The 17,825-nt window shown below is 45.1% G+C and carries 17 protein-coding genes; 2 read left to right on the top strand and 15 right to left on the bottom strand.

Features of this window, described 5'->3' with window-relative positions:
- Positions 1 to 3: 3 nt before the first annotated feature.
- From FBF61_RS26990 to FBF61_RS26975, 4 genes are all read right to left on the bottom strand, one after another.
- Positions 4 to 558, bottom strand: a complete 555-nt coding sequence (locus FBF61_RS26990; RefSeq protein ID WP_138483267.1) for a DUF2911 domain-containing protein — start codon at positions 556 to 558, stop codon at positions 4 to 6.
- 121 nt (positions 559 to 679) lie between these two features.
- Complete coding sequence (locus FBF61_RS26985) at positions 680 to 883, bottom strand: Txe/YoeB family addiction module toxin (RefSeq protein WP_138483265.1); 204 nt, start codon at positions 881 to 883, stop codon at positions 680 to 682.
- The gene (locus FBF61_RS26980; protein ID WP_138483263.1) at positions 880 to 1,095 is read right to left on the bottom strand and encodes a hypothetical protein; all 216 of its coding nucleotides are present in this window, start codon (positions 1,093 to 1,095) and stop codon (positions 880 to 882) included. Before FBF61_RS26980 ends, FBF61_RS26985 begins: the two co-directional genes overlap by 4 nt.
- 87 nt (positions 1,096 to 1,182) lie before the next feature.
- Complete coding sequence (locus FBF61_RS26975) at positions 1,183 to 2,883, bottom strand: serine hydrolase domain-containing protein (RefSeq protein ID WP_374756634.1); 1,701 nt, start codon at positions 2,881 to 2,883, stop codon at positions 1,183 to 1,185.
- A 12-nt stretch (positions 2,884 to 2,895) separates the two neighbouring features.
- Between FBF61_RS26975 and FBF61_RS26970 the strand changes: the two genes are divergently transcribed.
- Positions 2,896 to 4,038 carry a DEAD/DEAH box helicase gene (locus FBF61_RS26970; protein WP_138483261.1) on the top strand — a complete coding sequence of 381 codons (1,143 nt, stop codon included), beginning with the start codon at positions 2,896 to 2,898 and terminating at the stop codon, positions 4,036 to 4,038.
- Between the two features lie 6 nt (positions 4,039 to 4,044).
- On the opposite strand, the gene FBF61_RS26965 is transcribed toward FBF61_RS26970, so the two are convergent.
- The 5 genes from FBF61_RS26965 to FBF61_RS26945 form a co-directional block, all read right to left on the bottom strand.
- Positions 4,045 to 5,157: a sialidase family protein gene (locus tag FBF61_RS26965; protein WP_229215240.1), complete on the bottom strand. Its 1,113-nt coding sequence runs from the start codon at positions 5,155 to 5,157 to the stop codon at positions 4,045 to 4,047.
- 58 nt (positions 5,158 to 5,215) lie between these two features.
- Positions 5,216 to 6,223: an NAD(P)H-dependent glycerol-3-phosphate dehydrogenase gene (locus FBF61_RS26960; protein ID WP_138483259.1), complete on the bottom strand. Its 1,008-nt coding sequence runs from the start codon at positions 6,221 to 6,223 to the stop codon at positions 5,216 to 5,218.
- A 387-nt stretch (positions 6,224 to 6,610) separates the two neighbouring features.
- Positions 6,611 to 8,026 carry an efflux RND transporter periplasmic adaptor subunit gene (locus FBF61_RS26955; protein WP_138483257.1) on the bottom strand — a complete coding sequence of 472 codons (1,416 nt, stop codon included), beginning with the start codon at positions 8,024 to 8,026 and terminating at the stop codon, positions 6,611 to 6,613.
- Positions 8,027 to 8,121: 95 nt separating this feature from the next.
- Positions 8,122 to 9,615: a TolC family protein gene (locus FBF61_RS26950; RefSeq protein WP_138483255.1), complete on the bottom strand. Its 1,494-nt coding sequence runs from the start codon at positions 9,613 to 9,615 to the stop codon at positions 8,122 to 8,124.
- Between the two features lie 114 nt (positions 9,616 to 9,729).
- Positions 9,730 to 10,965: a spore maturation protein gene (locus FBF61_RS26945; RefSeq protein ID WP_138483252.1), complete on the bottom strand. Its 1,236-nt coding sequence runs from the start codon at positions 10,963 to 10,965 to the stop codon at positions 9,730 to 9,732.
- Between the two features lie 135 nt (positions 10,966 to 11,100).
- On the opposite strand from FBF61_RS26945, the gene FBF61_RS26940 reads away from it, so the two are divergent.
- Positions 11,101 to 11,565 carry a hypothetical protein gene (locus FBF61_RS26940; protein WP_138483250.1) on the top strand — a complete coding sequence of 155 codons (465 nt, stop codon included), beginning with the start codon at positions 11,101 to 11,103 and terminating at the stop codon, positions 11,563 to 11,565.
- Between the two features lies 1 nt (position 11,566).
- On the opposite strand, the gene FBF61_RS26935 is transcribed toward FBF61_RS26940, so the two are convergent.
- The 6 genes from FBF61_RS26935 to FBF61_RS26910 form a co-directional block, all read right to left on the bottom strand.
- Complete coding sequence (locus tag FBF61_RS26935) at positions 11,567 to 12,178, bottom strand: hypothetical protein (RefSeq protein WP_166444617.1); 612 nt, start codon at positions 12,176 to 12,178, stop codon at positions 11,567 to 11,569.
- A gap of 79 nt (positions 12,179 to 12,257) precedes the next feature.
- Positions 12,258 to 13,760: a PKD-like domain-containing protein gene (locus tag FBF61_RS26930; RefSeq protein WP_138483246.1), complete on the bottom strand. Its 1,503-nt coding sequence runs from the start codon at positions 13,758 to 13,760 to the stop codon at positions 12,258 to 12,260.
- An 11-nt stretch (positions 13,761 to 13,771) separates the two neighbouring features.
- Entirely contained in the window at positions 13,772 to 14,434 is a 663-nt protein-coding gene (locus FBF61_RS26925) for a hypothetical protein (protein WP_138483244.1), read from the bottom strand.
- An 88-nt stretch (positions 14,435 to 14,522) separates the two neighbouring features.
- Positions 14,523 to 15,104 (bottom strand): Crp/Fnr family transcriptional regulator, encoded by a 582-nt coding sequence (locus FBF61_RS26920; protein ID WP_138483242.1) that lies wholly within the window; start codon positions 15,102 to 15,104, stop codon positions 14,523 to 14,525.
- 109 nt (positions 15,105 to 15,213) lie between these two features.
- Positions 15,214 to 16,152 (bottom strand): TIM barrel protein, encoded by a 939-nt coding sequence (locus FBF61_RS26915; protein ID WP_229215239.1) that lies wholly within the window; start codon positions 16,150 to 16,152, stop codon positions 15,214 to 15,216.
- A 1-nt stretch (position 16,153) separates the two neighbouring features.
- A complete protein-coding gene (locus FBF61_RS26910) occupies positions 16,154 to 17,413 on the bottom strand; it encodes a Gfo/Idh/MocA family protein (RefSeq protein ID WP_138483445.1) in 1,260 nt (419 codons plus the stop codon).
- Between the last annotated feature and the right edge of the window lie 412 nt (positions 17,414 to 17,825).

Genomic DNA, 17,825 nt, shown 5'->3' with positions numbered 1-17,825 from the left:
GGATCAGAATGTAACGGCTACCTCTACTATCGTGCTATCCCAGCCGAAGAACATTTTTGCCGACTTATCGGATACTTTTTCGAATACTATGGAAAAGTTCTCGATCGGTGCTTCGGCTTTCTTCACCGGCGCAGTTACACGGAGCACGTCATTTGCCTCTTTGTATTTGTATGCACCCCAGTAATCCAGGTCGGAGCTAAAAATGACAGTCCACTCCTTTTCACCCGGAATCGCAAACATAGAATAAGTGCCTGCCTTTATCTTTTTCCCCTGAACCGTAGCGTCCTGATAAAACTTGACCTCTGTCGATTCATCAGCGCCCAACCGCCACACTTTTCCGTAAGGTTCCAGCTTGCCGAATGCCTCTCTGCCTTTCAGGTATGGGCGGCTGTAAGAAACTTTGACCAGGGCTTTTTCGCCATCCTTACGATCGTGGGCGAAATGATCCGGGAAATAAGCAATGTCACGCGGGCTTTTATCCAGTCCCCTGAATTTCTGGGCCTGCGATACCAGGGTAATCATTGTCAACAAGAAAGCCAGTACAATTGTCCTTTTCATAAAGTTTGTTTTTTTATTTAAATGAAATATGATGTTACAGTTAAAAGCGGGTTTGACACCTACATTACTTCTTATCATGGTATCTGCATTTCAAAACAATTATAGTTCCGTCTTCTACGACCTATACCAGACGGTGCTCGTCCGTAATCCTTCTCGACCAACAACCGAAAAGGTCCCCTTTCAATGGCTCAGGTTTTCCTGTGCCATCAAAAGGGGACCTCTTGCAATCTTTTAACAAATCATTGATCCCTTTAAGAATTTTCCTGTCCGCAGACTGCCAATACAGATAATCATCCCAGGCATCATCATGAAAAAGCAATCTCATTCTTCAATAAGGCTGCGCTCATGGATGTTTTGTTTGCTGTTTTTGAGATCTGAAACTGCCCGCAGCAGCCTCTCCCGGTTCACAGGATTCCCCAAAAGATACTCAGTTGAATCGTTTGAAGCACCCGCCTGCTTACCGGTCTTCTCCATTCTCCACATACCTTTCCATTTTGCAGAAATCGGAAATTTCCTTTTAGCCCAATTAAAATGCATCCGCATATTTTCTTGTTTAATGTGTGTAAATGATTTTGTTTCAACTAAACAAAACTAAACGATTGCCAGGAAAATCAAAGCCTATAATTAGGCAATTACCTTCCCCGACAAAACTGGTCTCGGATCTTTTGTTTTTGCCAGAATAGCCAGGCTCCTTTTAAACTCGACTGCTATATTTCCTGCGTCGAACTGGCAGCGGACTGTTTCGTAATGTGCTGTTTCAATAAAACGCCAGGTCATCTCAAAAGTTTTTTCGTCCACCCAGGCTCCGCTGGCGGCTATTTTGCTGGTTTTTTCCCCGGGGACCGGCGTAAGCACCAATTTCAGAGGCATAGTAGAAATATCCGTCACTCCCTCCTTCCAGCTTCCGAGGCCGCTCACTACAGTATGATCACCCTGCGCGTCCTTGATTTTAAAAGTGCAGGAATCCTTGGCGAAATGCAATGATACGGTACTAATTTTCAAATCATTATCATCAATCTTGTAACTTTTACCACTCATTTTTGAAATCAATTCAGATGTAGGCTTGCCACTTTCGGGAGGAAGAGCCAGCTTACCCAATTTCTGCTGCAATGGTTTTTGAGCGTTGCTATCCGCTGCTTTTACCGCAGGAAGAATATTTCCCCAAACATGGTCCAGAATAGCCTGCATGTCGCCGGTTTCGCTTGTAATCGCTATGACCATATCCTCTTTCGGCATCACAATGCAATACTGACCAAAAGCCCCGTCGCCCCGGTAACCATTGTTCCGGCACCGCCAGAACTGGTAACCATATCCCTGCTGCCAGTCATTTTCCTCCTGAGCACGCGCCCCGCCTTTGGACTGCACCTGCTTGCTGGTTGCATCCACAATCCATGATTCCGGCAGTATTTTCTTCCCGTTCCAGGTGCCCTTTTGTAAATACAGCTGACCAAACTTGGCAATATCCTCTGTCTTTACCCGAAGCCCCCAGCCACCGGTATTGATCCCGTTAGGGTCTACTTCCCAATCCATACCTTCAATGCCCAGCGGCGCAAATAGCCTTGGTTTAAGATATTCGAGTAAGGTTTGTCCGCTCAACTTCTGGATAATCGCAGAAAGCATATACGTGGCACCACTGTTGTAGACAAAAAATGTCCCCGGTTTATGCTCTACCGGTTGTGCCAGAAAAGATTTCACCCAATTGTTATCAGATGATTCGCGCACGGCGGCAGTAGTATCTTTATCATGACCGGTAGACATTGTCAGCAGGTCTTTTACGCGCATAGCAGCCAGGTTTTCGCTGACGGTTGCAGGTTTTTCATTCGGGAAAAATGAAATTATTTTATCCTCTACCGTAAGTTTACCCTCGGCCACTGCCAGCCCGATTGCCGAAGATGTAAAACTTTTACTCAATGAGTACAGCGTATGTTTCAATTGAGGTGCATAAGGTGCCCACCAGCCTTCGGCCACTACCTTTCCCTGCCTCAGAATCATCAGGCTGTGTAAATTAAGATTGGCAGCTTCCACTTTGCTTACAAAATCCAGGATACCTTTTGCAGACATCCCCTGTAATTCCGGAGTGCTCCTGGGTAACTGCCCTGGCTTGAATGTGGCTGACCAGGCGGATGCAGGAATAGTGCTGAGCACTCCCAGCTGCAAGGCCCCGAACCCTAGTTGTTGTAAAAATTCTCTGCGGTTGGAACTCATATAAATGATGATAATGATATGTTTCGGTAGCTCAAAACGCGACGCGACGGCCAGGTTCAGGAATGTATAAGGCTTAATGGTATCTTTGCAAATTATTTGTACTCCTTTTGCCAAAACCATTAATAACTATATATGTCTTTTAAATCCCTCGGATTATCAGAACCTTTACTAAAAACCATTGCAGAACAAAATTATACTCAACCCTATCCTATTCAACAGGAGGCTATTCCGGCGATCCTGAAAGGAAGTGATGTGTTGGGGATTGCAAAAACAGGTTCAGGTAAGACAGCGGGTTTTGTACTCCCTATTCTTGAATTGTTTCAGGACAAACCTGCCCCCAAAAACAGGACAGTCCGGGCGCTGGTACTGGTGCCTACCCGGGAGCTTGCAGTTCAGATCGGGGTTGTTTTTCAGACATTTGGAGAAAAGCTGCCCAGGAAGGTAAAGACGCTGGCAGTATATGGCGGGGTTTCCATTAATCCCCAGATGATCGCATTGCAGGGTGTTGAAATTCTGGTGGCCACGCCAGGAAGGCTTATTGAGCTCCTATCGTACAAAGCGCTGAGTATTTCGGAAACGGAAATACTCGTGCTGGATGAAGCCGACAAAATGCTGGATCTGGGCTTCGCCGATGAAATGAAGGATATTTTTTTCCTGCTCCCCAAGAAACGCCAGAGCATTCTGTTTTCGGCCACGCTGGGAGATTCGGTTGACGCCATCAATAAAAATTTGCTGAAAAATCCTCTCCGCATTGAGATAGCCGAAGAGGAACAAAATATCGACCAGATCACCCAGACCGGCTATTTTGTAGATCCCGAGCGGAAAGGGCCGTTGTTAAGATATCTGATCAAGACTCAGGAGATGAAACAGGTACTCGTTTTCGTATCGGCAACCAGAACTGCGGATAATCTGGTGGAGAAATTAAATAAAAATGGCATACAGGCTGCCGCTATGCACAGCAAAAAAAGCCAGGGCGCGAGGACCGAGGCTTTGAACAAATTTAAATCAGGAAAATTGACGGTGCTGGTTGCTACTGACCTTGTCTCAAGGGGAATTGATATACAATTTCTTCCGTATGTGATCAATTTTGAGCTTCCACGCTCTCCGAAGGATTATGTTCACAGGATCGGCCGCACCGGTCGCGCGGAAGCTTCCGGCGAGGCCATTTCATTAATCTGTCCCGAGGATGTCCATCACTTTAAGATTATCCAGAAAAAGATGGGCAAGCGCGTGACGATGAACGAATCCTATGATCTGAATTTACAAGGTTATTGAGATTTCTTACTTTTTTTCTTTTGCCGAAAGCTCGACGATATCTTTTTTGCTGCCGAGCCAAAAAGCGATTTTCTGACGGTTCCATGTATAAGTTACCGCCACAGAATCCCCCCAGCTGATCACCGCAGGATATGAGAATTCGTCTTCTTTTTTTCCGGTGTCCAGATCGATCTCATCCGTCCAGTTATCGCCGTTGTCATAAGACAAAGCCAGTGAAAGCGGAGCGCGCGAACCCCAGTTTTCATGGTCAGGATTGTAGGCAAGTGCCAGGGTCCCATCGGCCAGTTTGGCCAGATCTATTCCGCTGTTAGGATTTGGCAAGCCTGTTTTTCGAATTGGCGACCATGTTTTCCCAAAATCTTTTGAATCGCTGCGGCCGATCAAACCACCGGTTGTCCTTACCAGCATGTGAACATTCCCCGGCTTCGACTCCCACAAAGTAGGCTGAATGGCACCCTTACCTTTGATTTCCAGTGTATCGATTTTGAAATAAGGTGACGCAGTCCAGGTTTTCCCTTTGTCGCTGCTGCGATCTACAAAAACCTCCCAGCGTTTCATTTCATTGGAAGCTCCGGCAAGCCAGGTACCGTCAGAAAGCTCGATCAATTTATTTTTCACCGGGCCTCTTCCGCCTTTATCTCCCTTTACAAGTTCGTAAGCTTCCGACCAGGTTTCACCATTGTCGTCAGATGTTTTCACCCAGGTTTCCCAGGGAGCGATTTCTTTTCCTACTTTGAAATACAAATAAACCTTTCCGTCAGATGCATTTTGTAAAACCGGATTCCAATGGGCATCTTCCCGGATCTTTGCAACTTCTTTGGGCTCACTCCAATGTCCGGGCCTGCCCTTTGACAACCATATACCCACATCAGGATTTTTCTCTTCCGTACCTCCAAACCATGCAACCAGAAACTGGCCGTCGTCCAGCCTTACCAGCGTAGATGCATGACATTGTGCAAATTCCCGTTTATCTCCGAAAACATAATCCTTTGCGCTCTTCAGCGAATCCTGCTCTTCCTTTTCAGTCGTTTCTGTTTTTTTTGAGTTGCAGGAAGTCATGGCGATGATACCAAAACAAATACTTGCCAGCAAAAAATGCTTGTTCTTTGAGTAGTTCATATAATTAAGTTGGGACTGAGTACATAAAAAGTACATTAACCAAAAGGAAAGAGACTACTTATTTCAACAATTTCTTCAACTCGTCCATCACCAGGGCAGGCGCCTGGTCTTCATAAAGGATGCGATACACGGCCGTGGTAATCGGCAGGTTTACATGATATTTTTTGTTAAGCTCGTTGATACTTTTGGTCGCAAAATAACCTTCGGCGATCATTTTCATTTCCAGCTGCGCAGCCTTCACGCTATAACCACGGCCGATCATGTTGCCAAAAAGGCGGTTGCGGCTGAACTGCGAATATGCTGTCACAAGCAAATCCCCCAGGTAGGCAGAGGAGCTCATATTACGCTCACGGGGATCTAGTGCGGTCACGAAATTGCCAATTTCCTCCATCGCATTCGAGACCAGGACAGCCTGAAAATTATCTCCATATCCCAATCCATGTGTAATGCCGCAGGCCAGTGCAATGATATTTTTCATCACCGCTGCGTATTCCACACCGTACAAATCGTCGAGCGGGTTGGCAGCAATGTACCGGCAGGTCATCAGTTTCGCAAAATCCTCAGACGTGGCGCATTCGGTAGACGCAATGCTGAGATAAGATTGTTTTTCCAGCGCTACCTCTTCTGCGTGACAAGGTCCGGCGATTACACAGGTTTCGTTAAGCCCAATATGATATTCCCTGGCGATCCAGTCTGTTACAAGAATGTTCTCGCCGGGGATCATACCCTTGATCGCAGAAACAATCCGCTTTCCTTTCAGATGTTTTTCGGATAAGTCCTGCAATGCCTCACGGACAAAAGCAGCAGGCACGGCAAGAATGACATAATCTGTCCCTTTTACGGCCTCCGTTGTCTTTTCAAAAACTTTTATTTTTTTGGGCGAAAGCGCCACGTCGCTAAGATAGCTGGGGTTGTGATGGAACTTCCGGATATGCTCGATGTCATCATGATTGCGAAGCCACCAGCGGATTTGCACGTTGGGTTGTTCACACAATATCTTGATCAGTGCAGTTGCCCAGCTTCCGCCTCCAATCACCGCAATTTTAGTATTATTTAAAAAACTCATTATTTCTGTTTCACCTGCTCACACAATTTGCGCCAGGAAGTGACGCCGCGGGAGCCAGGATGTCTTTCAAAAATGAGAAGTTTTTATAGAATTCGCTAAAACGACCGTTATTTTTTGGACCAAAATATTCGAGATTCGGAAATCCGCAGGGAAACGTCAAAAAATTGACAAAAAACGAGAGTTGAAGAAAGTATTTTGACGGTCGGTATTCTACACTGTTCGAAACTATTTACTGATAGAGCAACCGGCTCACAAACAATTGAATATCAGCCAATTTTAAACTTTGCACAGGCGTTCAAATAAAAAATCCTTGCAGCAAAGCCGCAAGGATTTTCCTTTTTAACCTAAACTAAATCGAACTTATTACGTACTTACAACGTACCAGTTCTAGTTTTCATTTGATTTCTGTCCGTCTTTTTTCACTTCTTCTTTCTTTTTTTCGACGAGGTCACCATTGTTCAGATTTTTGGACACAGCGATATAGGGCCCTGAAATGATCATATCGCCTGGTTTCAGTCCGGATAAAACTTCAATATTTTCAAAATCGCTGATGCCTGTTTTTACTTCTTTCATCTCCGCTTTTCCGTTCACGTCAACAAACACCACTTCTTTGATCACCTCTTCTTTTTTTGGTTTTTTCTCGTCCTCGGCGGAAGCATCATTGTTTGGCTGACCCTCCCCCGGGGCTCCGGCCGGCTTATTGCTTCTGGTGGTTACTGCTGCAATCGGTACAGAAACAACTCCGTTTTTACGTTCCGTGATAATTTCAACAGAGGCTGTCATACCCGGCTTGAAGGGATAGGATTTCTTTGATTTTGAAACGAGCAGATCGGCAAACGACTCATTCAGTATCTTTACTTTCACCTCAAACTCTGTGACAGCATCCGAGGAGGCACTTGATGCGGCAGTTGTGGAAGTTGAGGACGCCAGACCGGCAGCAGTATTGGCAATTTCCTTCACGATTCCCCTGAATTTCCTTCCCGACGAGCTATATGCATCTACATCGATTTCGGCTGTATCACCAATCGAAACCCTGACAATGTCATTTTCATTGACATTGACGCGAACTTCCATGTTATTCAGGTTAGCGATACGCATCATTTCGGTCCCGGCCATCTGGGAAGTACCTACCACACGCTCACCGGCTTCTACATTCAGCAATGAAACGATACCGCTGACCGGCGCGAAAATGCTTGTTTTGCGAAGGTTCTCGGCAGCGTCACGCATACTCGCCTCGGCGCTTTTGATGTTATACAACGCGGCAGATACATTCGCTTTCGCAGATTCCAGATCCTGCTGTGCAACTCCATAGTTAGACGAGAACTGTTCAAAGTCCGCGGAAGAGATCACCTTGTCGCTATACAGCTTTTTGTTACGTTCAAAATTCGCTTTCGCCTGCACCAGCCGCGCCTCCGCCTGGGCAACCATCGCTTTGGTCTGCTCATAATTCGCTTTGCTTGAATTAACGGCTGCCTGTGCACGCGCCATCAGTGACTCGTAGTTGTCGGGACGGATCTTCAATAACAATTGTCCTTTTACAACAGAATCTCCTTCTGCGACATTCAGACTTATAATTTCTCCGGACACATCGGGGCTCAGTTTCACTTCCACTTCCGGCTGTACTTTTCCCGAAGCAGTTACGCGCTCAATAATGTCCGTGCGCTTCACAGCAGTATATTCTACCTCTGTGGTTTTGGGCTTGCCAATGTACCCTGCCTGTTTGGCCGCCAGTAAGCCTGCGACCAGAACCAATACCAGGCCTCCTGTAATCCACCAGATTCGTTTCGAAGATTTACGTGCCATATTATTTATTGTAAAGGATTGTTTTTAGTGCTGAATTGCGCTTTCATGGGGCAGTGAGGACGCGATGTATGGAAAATCCGAGTGAGCCTTTCTGCTTAAAAGTCTGATAGTGGCCTGTTCATGTAGAAATCAAGGATTTTCGTCCGGAACACATAGTCGTATTTGGCTTGCACCAAATTTCCGTTTGCTTTGTCGAGATTAGCTTTCGCGATATTATACTCCACCGAGTTGATAGCCCCAACGTCGAACCTGACCTGCGATACACGGAAAGTTTCCTGTAGTGCCTGCACCTGATTGGCGGTAGCGGAGTATCTTTTGGCTGCATTGTTCATATCAATATAGGCCTGCTCCACATTTTTGCGGATGGTCAGTTGCACCTGTTGCGCCTGATATTCAGCGTTTTTCTGCTGGATCCTGGCATTTGCCACATTATACTTTACCCTGAAATTGGTAAAAATCGGAATGGTAAGGTTTAGGTTAATGGCTGAGTTCCGGTTGAAATTGAGCTGGTCAAAATATCCGAAATAACGCAGGGAGCCATTTGGGGTTGTCACTTTCTGGACAATCGGGAGCTGTTCGTTATTGTAAACAATGTAGTCCGTAGGCGAGGTGACTTCTATTTCCTTGTTTCCTGTTCCGTCCGAGACAAACCGCTCCTTTGGCGCGGCACTGGAATAAGCTGTATAAACGCCTCCATTTAATGTAAGGGAAGGCATTCCGGCTCCCCGCGCCAGGTCAATGTTTGTTTTGGCGGCATCAATTCTCAGGTTTGCCGCCTTCATTTGCGGCAGGTTTCCGAGCGCGGTATCAAATATTTCCTGGATCGACGCATCGTAAGCTCTGAGTGCAGGATCGGCAACAGGTATTTTCACTACATTGATCTGCTCACTACCCGGCATATTCATCAATTGTTTCAGTCCCAGTTTCGCTGTTTCCAGATTATTCTCTGCATTGACAAGCGTTAGTTCATCATTTGCAAGCTGTGCTTTCAGGTCCAGAAGGTTCGCTTCGGCCAGGGTGCCTGCCTCGACCAGTTTGGCTGTTCTCGCAACCTGAAGTTCAGATGCTTCCACCTGTCTTTTTGCTACCTCGATCAATTCCTCGTTGGTCACTACCTGAAGGTAAGACAGTGCTACATTGAGCATGATGTCATTTCGGGTTGCATCGAGATCTTTGGAACTGGCTTTGAGATTGGTATCATTTAGTTTGATGTTGTTTTTTATCTGAAAACCATTGAAAAGCGTAATACTCCCGCCCAGCTGGTAATTATTTGAATTGATATTCTGCTGAACAAACTGGTTGGTAAACGGGTCAATATTTCTACCGGAGCTGAAACCCTGCCCTGCACTGAAACTGATACTCGGCCAGCGCTGCCACTTGGATTGCGCATAAATATTTTCATTCGTTTGCACTTGTAATTCCGATAACTTCACCTGAGGATTGGTCTCCAGCGCGATCCGGATACAGTCTTCAAGAGAGTAAGTATTGGCTGGCTGCTCAACATTGGCTTGGGCATTCGCAGAATTCAAAAATGCACCCCCGCAAATAATGAGTAACACCAATGCGGATTTGAGTAACGAGTTAAACATAAGCTGTTCTGAGTTAGATAATCAATATTAGTGTATACCATAAAAAACAACCATCCATTTTATACGGACGGTTGCATTTCCGGGTAAAAGGGTGATTTGTTCCGACTATAAAAATTAATGAAAGAAGAGGTAGCCAAGCCAGATTCCGGCCAAAACTCCGACCAGATCTGCTATCAAACCGGCCACAATTGCGTATCTCGTGTTTTTAATACCCACAGACCCGAAATAAAGTGCGACAATGTAAAGGGTTGTATCAGCTGATCCCTGAAAAATGCATACAAGCCTGCCGACGAAAGAATCAGGGCCAAATTCCTTCATCGCATCAATCATCAAAGCACGCGCACCGCTGCCGCTCAGCGGCTTCATCAATGCAACCGGAAGGGCGTCAGTAAAATCAGTATTAAATCCTGAGAAAGAAAACATCCATTTTAATCCGTCGATCACATAATCCATCGCCCCGCAGCTTCTGAAAGCGCTGATCGCAACCAGCAGCCCGACCAGATATGGGATGATAGTCACCGAAGTGGTGAACCCTCCTTTTGCACCTTCTATAAATGATTCGAAAACATTCACCTTTTTATACATCCCCCAAAAAAGGAACCCGGCGACTACTGCCAGCAGTACCGAGTTGCCGACAAAGACAGAGATCGCTTCGATCTGCTCTTTCGGGAGATTCGCCATATACCACAGTGCCAGCCCCAAAACCGCCGTTACACTTCCCAGCCCAAACATGACCGTCCTGTTAAAAAGGTTAATCCGCTGCCAGGCGGCGGTAATGATCATACCTACAACCGTGGTCACATACGTCCCTACCACACACGGGATAAAAATATCCGAAGGACTCGCCGCGCCGAGAATAGCCCTTTGCGCAATGATCGACAGAGGAATGATCTGTAAACCGGAAGTATGTAACACCAGAAACATAATCTGGGCATTAGAAGCTGTATCCTTGCTTGGATTTAATTCCTGCAGGCTTTGCATGGCTTTTAGGCCAAAAGGCGTCGCGGCATTGTCCAGTCCCAGAAAATTAGCCGAAAAATTCATGATCATCTGACCGTTCGCAGGATGGTCTTTGGGAACTTCGGGAAAAAGCTTGTTAAAAAACGGGCCGATAAACCGGGCCAGCACATTAATGATGCCCGCTTTTTCACCCACATTCAGTATTCCCAGGAAAAATGTCATTACGCCTGTCAGCGGCAAGGCAATATCCATCACGGCCACCTTTGCCATTTCAAGCATGCCTTCTGTAATTGCTTTGAAAGTTTGCACATCACCTGTCAGCACAAATTTCAGCAAGGCAATCAAGAAAGCAATTACGAAAAAAGCAACGAAGATGTAGTTTAATGCCATGATAGAAATCAGAGTAGGATTTGTCGTCCGCGAAATTAACAGACCAGCTTTATTTGCAATGCAAAGAGCAGAATGTTTTATTAGTCACCTGAAGTAGCATATCTTGCCACACCGTCGAACCAAACAAACTATCCGATGAAATACTGCTGGCTTTTCATTCTTTTCGTCATTTTTTCATGTAATCAACAAAACAATTCTGATACTGCAAAAAGCGGGTCCGTCACTGTCATTAATGACACTATTTCACTTGTAAGGGATGAAGTAGGAACCGGCCCTGTCGCCAGTTTTATCGAGAAAGTGGAAGATCCGCTCAACGACTGGAAATTTGCCGTTGAAGTATATGAAACCAAAGCGACTTTCGATTTTTTGATCAAGATGCAGTATAAGGAGCTGGAAGCCGAAGATACTTTGAACGTTCCGAATTTTGGGATAATGCCAAAAGTTGAAATCAGAAAAGGTACTGAAAAGGAATCCTGTATCATAGGATTCCTCGACAAGCAGGGAGAATCCAAGGATTATAAACTGGTTCAGATTAAAAATAATCAGCTAAAAATATCAACGCTCAGGCATTATGCGCGGACGCGGTATAAGGTGAAGTAGGTCAAAAATGATAACTAATATTTATCGCACTCAGCGGGTCAAAATAGCTACTGAATCTCCGACTTGTGATAATCGGATGAGGATGTCGTTCATCATCCCTCGCACGATGATAGTTTACAGAAATGCCCGTCTCCGCAGATATTGACAAACGATCTGTGATCCTGTATTTCAATCCGGCGAACGGAGAAATTCCGCAATCCAATCTTCTTGATGTATATGAATATGGAGCTTCGGCTTTTAAATAATGGAAATCGGCGCCAATATCGGCGCCGTAAAATAGCTGATGCCGCCCCAAGTTTTTTCGAAATTCGTATCCCAATTGGGCTATCACATAATAGTTCCAGACTTTGTAAACCACTTGCGATTTATTAGTGATAACTCCTGTCGTCGAGTCGCGATAAGAAGCCTCATCGGCATAGCCCATAAAATGATGGTCGACCGAAAGACGATATGCTCCTTTTTCTTCGGGAGCATATTTCAACAGCACATTTCTATAGCCCCGGAATAAACTGTACATATCAAGGCTGACGTCCCATTTGTAGTCGTTAATACTCTTTATCAATTTCACTTTTTCCGGAGGTTTTTGCTGATCCTGGGCACAGACAGTATTCATGAGCCAAAAGATACCGATTGGCAGTAGGTGAAATGCTCTGATCATATTGAGTGATTTTATTTGAGACATAAATATCCGGTCACTTAAGTATGATCCGAACCTTGTCAAAAATCAATTTGGAGCGCTCGAAATGCAGGTAGTAAGTTCCTTTCGGCAAGTCGTTGGCGGGAATCGAAACGGTTCGGTCAGATGGAAAAGTACTAACTGAATAAGCGTCTTTAAGATCAATATTCCGGACTTCTTTGGACGTAGCTTCACTAAAAACCCTGATGGTTTCGGGCAGGCTCTGAATGTCGGCAACCGCATCAAAAGTGACATTGATAATGTCATTGGCCGGGTTGGGATATACTTTATAAACAGGTTTGTCCGTGAAACAATTATCGACACAAATCGTAATTCCTTTTTGAACAGAGCCAAAACAATTGCTGACTATCACATCGATCCCATAGCAATTATTGACGTAAGAATTGAAATAGGCGGATCCGCCGCTGTAGTTCAGGAATGCATTGGCAGGGTCAGTGACGGTCCACTCGCTGAATTTCGTTTCAGGTTCACTTGTATAAGCATTGAGTGAAACACCTGAACCGTTACACATAAAGTCCGGAGAACCTCCGCCATTTTCAGTAACAATCAACGCCGCAGCCAGCGGGGCACTTCTTTTCACCTGGACCGGCATGCTAAAAGCAGTAGTAACTCCACAAACAGCCGAAGTAGCCGAAACTTTAACAGTGCCATCACTTACACCGGTCAGATGAGCAGTGTTTGTTTTTGCCGGAGAACTTGCGGTGATACCTCCGGTGGAAACCCAATTATAGGAAGTAGCATTGCTTGCTGTGGCTGTGATATCTTTCGGGGCACAAAGCAAAATAGCTCCGGAATTGATGACGGGAATTGTAGGGAGCGGGCGGGTAATATTAAGCTGCGAACTGGTTGTCAGGCCCGCCACATCACTACGGGATGCGGTAACTTTAATAGTGCCGCTTGAACTAGCGTGCGGTGTTATCACAATGGTGTTGCCGCTTCCACTGTGACTCCACCCCGCGGGATACGACCAGACATAACTCGTAGCATTCGTTACGGGTGCAACTGAGACTGTAATCGGAGAAGACCCGCAGTTCAATTGGTAGCTCCCTGCATATTCATTTCCGTTGATCTTAATGTTGCCGGGCGTGCCAAGGTATTTGATGGGGATATTTTTGGTGGCGGTTAAGCCTACCGGACAGTTCTCGCAACCAACTACACTGCTCACCCTTTTAGCGGTTGTCACCTTGACGGAACCAATACCATTAACATTATTCCATTTAACAGTAATTATATTAGCAGCGTCTGCTTCATAAGTTGTGGAATTGTTGGTGACGATTACTCCGTTTGTTACTTCCCATTTAAATCGGCAACTATTTCCATTGGAGCAAGGCCCGAAATTTGATATAGCCGCAATAAAAGTGTGCAAAGTTTGATTTGGATATGCAACACAACCGAAATCAGGAGCACCGCAGGTAATGGATACCACCTGACCTCTTGCCATTATCGCTGATAAAACAAAAACCAAGATTACGCTGCATGATGTGAAAATCTTTTTCATCTGACATAGTATTAAAAGTGATATGAAAGGTTGATAACGCGAAGAGAATTGAATGAGAAATCCCATGACTGACCCTTGTGTACTTTGATTTTATGCTCATTGAAGCCCGTAACCAAATTGTAGCGTAATGAGCAACTGAGTTCTGCCGACACTGAAAGACGGTCAATAATCCGGTATTTCAGACCAGCGAATGGTATTATTCCGAAATTGTATATTCTGGACTGTACAATGCTGGCGGGGTCTTCATCGAAAAAATTCCCATAGAAGTCCATGTCTAAACCATAGAATATCTGATGGCGGACTGATGTTCTATGGAATTCGTAGCCAGCCTGTACACTCAAATCATAACTTTTCCTCTTATAAATGGTCAGCGGTTCATTGTTCAGATTACCCAGTGAGTCGCTGTACTGCTGATCCTTTCGTTTTCCAATGTTGATATTGTTAATTACAAATCGGTATGCGCCATTTTTATTTGGAGCGTAGCGCAGCATAATAATGCCATAACCCCAGAATATATGATACATATCCACGCTCGCGTCCCACTTGTAATCAATGGGAACTTTACTTGATTTTGCTGTTTCAGGAGGCTTTTTCTGATCCTGGCCCTGGACATCGTAACTCAACCAGAGGCTTCCAGCTAATAGTAGAATAAATGTTCTGATGATCCTTTTCATGGTTTCATTTGATACACACAAATAAAACCACGAATTATTACACCCCTAAACCAAAAACCCAGCTTCGAACCTACAAAAACCCAGAAAATCAGAACCTGGCTTTGAGCTTGCTCACGTAGTTTTCGGAGATCCCTAAATAGGATGCGATGTATTTTTGGGGGACGCGGAGAAAAAGGTCTCTGGATTGTCGGTGGAAAATATCCAGCCTTTCTCCTGCTGAATGAAGTCTCATTTCGCGAAGTTTTTCTTTATGAAGCAGCCAGTGACGCTCAGCGATAATCCTGCCCAGATTGCAGACTTCCGGATATTTTGCGTAGAGATAGTACAGGTCTGCACGGGTAATGTAAATCAGCGTAGATGCTTCCAGGGTTTCAATAAATTCCCGTGACGGAACCTCGTTAACGAAGCTTTCGAATGCGTGAAAAAAATCGTTTTCCCTGGCGAACCACTCGGTAACTTCGTCGGTCCTGCCCGCTCCGCGATCAATGTGATAACATCCGCGCGCAAGCCCTGCTTTGATGAACCAAAGTTTATCGCAGATTTCGCCTTCAGAAAGCAGGATCTTTCCCTGAGGTACACGTATAAGCTTTAATTTGTGCAGAAAATCCGTTTGGATGGTTTCATTGAGAGGCGCTACCTCCGCGAGGAAGGAGAGAAATTCTTTGGGCATGAACTGATAGTGTGTTGAATTTGGGTATGCAAGAATAACAAAATTTCGGCTTATAACGCAAAATAGCCCGGCATGACCGGGCTATTCCACTATACAAATCAGGTAAGAATTATGCGTTGAATACAAGATCCATTTTCTCGCGGATCGTCAGCAAACGCTTTCTGTCCCCGCCGGATACCTCTGCTGAGGCCCAACCCGAATATCCTATTTTTTGCAATGCTTTGTTAACTTCTGCCCAGTTGCAGTCGCCTTCCATGAATTCAACATCGAAACCCTTCCAGAGACCCAGGTCGTTTTGCTTTTTAAAACTGAATTCTTTTAAATCAAGTTTTAGAATACGCTTGTCCAATGCTTCTATCCAGGAAACAGGCCAACTGTAACGCAACACATTACCTACATCAAAATACCAGCCGACCATCGGATGTTTAAATTCATCCACATAACGCGCTGCTTCTAACGGGCTCAGCAAAAACTGGTTCCAGACATTTTCAAAAGCAATTTTTACACCCGTTTCTTCTGCTACCGGAAGTAATTTGCGAATTTCTGCCTGTGAGCGTTCGTATGCTTCTGCATAAGTTACATTGGCATTCACCACGCCCGGCACAACCAGTACCGTAGTACCGCCATACTGCTTGGTATCACGCAATGCTTTCTCAATCGATTTCACGCACTCTTCCCGTTTCTTCGGATCAGGGTCAGAAAGTGGCAATTTCCAGTGCATAGAGTTCACAGTACCAGGTAGTTCCAGCCCTGTTTTGTCTCTCGCTGCAAGCACTTCCTTCATATCCAGCTTGTCTGGAGAATCCAGTTCAACACCGTCGTAGCCAAGGTCTTTCAGCAATTTAAATTTGTCCATAATAGACAGATCCTCCTTCACCATACCCCACTTAAGGCTTTTCTTTACCATCGGCCGGGCAAGCGGATTGTTGAGATTCGCTTGCGGAACAGTAATGCCAGAGGCTACGGCAGAAGTTATCACTGAAGTCCCTACGGTTGCGGCAGTAGCTGCAAGAGCACCGTTTTTCAGAAAATCTCTTCTTTGCATCATTTTATGAAAAAGCAGTTATACCAGGTTTAGCAACTTCAACAACAGGCGGCTTCATATCAAAACTATATGTATCCGGACCTAATTTTTCAGTCGAGTTCATTGCTTCTTCCCAGGTAACTCTCTTCCCTGTATACGCAGCCATTCTGCCCATGATAGCCAGCAGTGTGCTTTGCGCCATAAATTCACCGTCATTGACATGTTTGCCGCTTCTTATCGATGCAAACAATTCGTTATGCTCGGTCTGGTACATATCATTCTGGGCACCTTCGTATTTCCAGGGGTTCTGGCCGTAGATTTCGTGTACGTTACGCGCGCAGTTTACCATAGCACGTCCTTTTGTACCGATCGTTTCAACCAGGTAACTGTTTTCGCAGTTTGCCTGTTGTCTTGAATGGTGGAAACCTTTTACACCGTTGGCATATTCGTAGGTTACCGCGAAGTGATCAAAGATGTTACCGAACAATGAATCCGTACGTACTTGTCTTCCACCCGTTCCGACTGCCGATAAAGGCAATTTACCTCCCATCGCCCACGACATCATATCGATACTGTGAACAGCTTGTTCGACGATATGGTCACCAGCCAGCCAGGTATAGTAAGTCCAGTTGCGAAGTACATATTCAGCGTCTGTCCAGCCAGCTACGCGTGGGAAAGACCAAAGCGTTCCTGTGTCATAAGTATTGTAAATAGCAGAGATATCCCCAACCGCGCCGTCAAGGATCCTGCCAAAACTTGCACGTTTTGGCTCATGGTATCTCCAGCAAAAGCCGGACATCAAAGAAACATTTTTTTGCTTAGCCAACTTAGCCGCATCCAGTACCTTACGTACGCCAGGTGCATCCACCGCCACAGGTTTTTCACAAAAAACGTGTTTTCCTGCATTGATAGCAGCTGTCAAATGTTCCGGACGGAAATGCGGAGGAGTAGCAAGAATAACTACGTCAACCCCTGAATCCAATACTTTTTTGAATGCATCAAACCCTACGAACTTGTGGCCTTCATCCACCTTCACTTTTGCACCGTGAACTTTGGTGAGGTTTTCCAGCGAAGAATCCAGTTTATCTTTAAAGATATCGCCCATAGCGTGAAGAACTACGTTGGGATCCGCTTTAAGCGCCTGATTGGCAGCACCCGAACCACGTCCGCCGCAACCGATAAGTCCTACTTTCAACGTTTCACTGTTTACCCCGGCAAAAGCACGATTGGGATTCAAAATAGCCACTGTTGGTAAAGCGCTGCCCGCCAGAGCTACGCCCGCCATTTTCAACACGTCTCTTCGAGAAGCATTCATTTTAATAGGGATTAGGTGATAGAATTGCAGAATTAATGTTAGATCTCACAGTATAAAACAGAATTGTTTTAAAGTTTTCGAAGCAATAAAGATATATAATTCCGACAATAGTTCAGTCAATAAAATCAAAAAATCATTTTGCGTGCTCGTCCACACCGTCACTTAAAGCGCTCAATTTGTCCGTAAGGACATTATTAAATTATTTTCAAATCGATAAAAAAGCGATTGTATTATGGATGATTGTATTAAAAAATAGAATAGCAATAAGAAATGAAACATAGCCGATAGCCCATCTATTTTCAAACACCAGAATGATTTTGCCGCGTGCTTTGTAAACGCTGACCAGGAGGGTGTAAGATTTTCAAAGCATTTTGTAGAAACA

This window comes from Dyadobacter bucti, assembly GCF_005869225.1.
GTDB classification, from domain to species: domain Bacteria; phylum Bacteroidota; class Bacteroidia; order Cytophagales; family Spirosomataceae; genus Dyadobacter; species Dyadobacter bucti.
The sequence above is the reverse complement of the archived record's forward strand: the minus strand, read 5'-3'. Positions and strand labels throughout refer to the sequence as shown.

Coding starts and splice junctions, on each gene's coding strand:
- FBF61_RS26990 (WP_138483267.1), bottom strand. CDS start 558: ATGAAAAGGACAATTGTACTGGCTTTCTTGTTGACAATGATTACCCTG.
- FBF61_RS26985 (WP_138483265.1), bottom strand. CDS start 883: ATGAGATTGCTTTTTCATGATGATGCCTGGGATGATTATCTGTATTGG.
- FBF61_RS26980 (WP_138483263.1), bottom strand. CDS start 1,095: ATGCATTTTAATTGGGCTAAAAGGAAATTTCCGATTTCTGCAAAATGG.
- FBF61_RS26975 (WP_374756634.1), bottom strand. CDS start 2,883: ATGGTTTTGGCAAAAGGAGTACAAATAATTTGCAAAGATACCATTAAG.
- FBF61_RS26970 (WP_138483261.1), top strand. CDS start 2,896: ATGTCTTTTAAATCCCTCGGATTATCAGAACCTTTACTAAAAACCATT.
- FBF61_RS26965 (WP_229215240.1), bottom strand. CDS start 5,157: ATGAACTACTCAAAGAACAAGCATTTTTTGCTGGCAAGTATTTGTTTT.
- FBF61_RS26960 (WP_138483259.1), bottom strand. CDS start 6,223: ATGAGTTTTTTAAATAATACTAAAATTGCGGTGATTGGAGGCGGAAGC.
- FBF61_RS26955 (WP_138483257.1), bottom strand. CDS start 8,026: ATGGCACGTAAATCTTCGAAACGAATCTGGTGGATTACAGGAGGCCTG.
- FBF61_RS26950 (WP_138483255.1), bottom strand. CDS start 9,615: ATGTTTAACTCGTTACTCAAATCCGCATTGGTGTTACTCATTATTTGC.
- FBF61_RS26945 (WP_138483252.1), bottom strand. CDS start 10,965: ATGGCATTAAACTACATCTTCGTTGCTTTTTTCGTAATTGCTTTCTTG.
- FBF61_RS26940 (WP_138483250.1), top strand. CDS start 11,101: ATGAAATACTGCTGGCTTTTCATTCTTTTCGTCATTTTTTCATGTAAT.
- FBF61_RS26935 (WP_166444617.1), bottom strand. CDS start 12,178: ATGAATACTGTCTGTGCCCAGGATCAGCAAAAACCTCCGGAAAAAGTG.
- FBF61_RS26930 (WP_138483246.1), bottom strand. CDS start 13,760: ATGAAAAAGATTTTCACATCATGCAGCGTAATCTTGGTTTTTGTTTTA.
- FBF61_RS26925 (WP_138483244.1), bottom strand. CDS start 14,434: ATGAAAAGGATCATCAGAACATTTATTCTACTATTAGCTGGAAGCCTC.
- FBF61_RS26920 (WP_138483242.1), bottom strand. CDS start 15,104: ATGCCCAAAGAATTTCTCTCCTTCCTCGCGGAGGTAGCGCCTCTCAAT.
- FBF61_RS26915 (WP_229215239.1), bottom strand. CDS start 16,152: ATGATGCAAAGAAGAGATTTTCTGAAAAACGGTGCTCTTGCAGCTACT.
- FBF61_RS26910 (WP_138483445.1), bottom strand. CDS start 17,413: ATGGCGGGCGTAGCTCTGGCGGGCAGCGCTTTACCAACAGTGGCTATT.